This window comes from Streptomyces dysideae (assembly GCF_001514305.1).
Classification (GTDB): domain Bacteria; phylum Actinomycetota; class Actinomycetes; order Streptomycetales; family Streptomycetaceae; genus Streptomyces; species Streptomyces dysideae.
On sequence record NZ_KQ949106.1, the window covers coordinates 1 to 1,085 of the forward strand.

1 rRNA gene and 1 pseudogene are annotated in these 1,085 nt (G+C 67.9%); both read left to right on the forward strand.

The window, feature by feature from the left end:
• Positions 1-82: 82 nt before the first annotated feature.
• Positions 83-199, forward strand: a 5S ribosomal RNA gene (gene rrf / locus AQJ91_RS36145).
• Positions 200-382: 183 nt separating this feature from the next.
• Positions 383-1,085 (forward strand): annotated as a pseudogene (locus AQJ91_RS50760) (hypothetical protein); the annotation flags it as partial.

Here is a 1,085-nt window from a genome sequence, read left to right on the forward strand (position 1 = left end):
AGTTCTGAGACAACGACCGTTGTCGGCTTAGAGCAGAACAGACAATAGAAGAGTGTGCTTGTTCGCTCGAAACCATTAGGGTTTCGGTGGCCATAGCGTGAGGGAAACGCCCGGTTACATTCCGAACCCGGAAGCTAAGCCTTACAGCGCCGATGGTACTGCAGGGGGGACCCTGTGGGAGAGTAGGACGCCGCCGAACAATCTTTGGAGGACCCCTGGTCACCAGCGTTCAGCTGGGGCCAGGGGTCCTTTTTGTTTTTCCAGAGCGCGCCGGGTACCCGGCTGCGTGAGAATGACTTGCGGTACCGAAGACAGGAGTCACCGATGTCCACCAACTCTCCCGACGATCGACCGGAGCGCGACCAGCGGCGACGGGACAGTGGTGACCGCGGCGACCGCCGGGGCGATGCCCGGCGTGGTGCCGGCGGTGGCTTCCGTCGCGATGACAATCGCGGGGGCGGCTACGTTCGCCGTGACGACCGGCGAGGCGATGACCGCGGTGGTTTCCGCCGTGACGATCGTCGTGATGACAGTCGCGGTGACAACAGAGGCGGGTACGGCCGGCGCGATGACCGTCGTGGAGACGACCGCGGCGACCGCGGTGGTTTCCGTCGCGACGACAGCCGTGGTGGCGACACCCGTGGCGGCGACAACCGCGGTGGCGGATACGGTAGGCGCGACGACCGGCGTGACGGCGACCGTGGGCCCCGTCCGGCGTTCCGTCGCGACGGGGACCGTCCGGCCTTCCGTCGCGACGACGATCGTGGTGGCTTCCGGCGAGATGACAGTCGTGGGGGCGGTTACGTTCGCCGTGATGACCGCCGTGACGACCGGCGGGATGACCGTCGGGGCGATGGTCGCGGTGGTTTCCGTCGTGACGATCGTCGTGATGACCGGCGTGACGGTCCCCGGGACAGCGACCGGGGTGGCTTCCGGCGGGATGACCGGTCCGGTGGGCCGCGTCGCGACGACCGCGATCGGGACCGTGACCGTGGCTTCCGTCGCGACGAGCGTGGAGGCGGGGATCGCGGTGGTTTCCGGCGTGATGACCGGCGTGACGCTCCCCGCGACAGCGACCGGGGCGG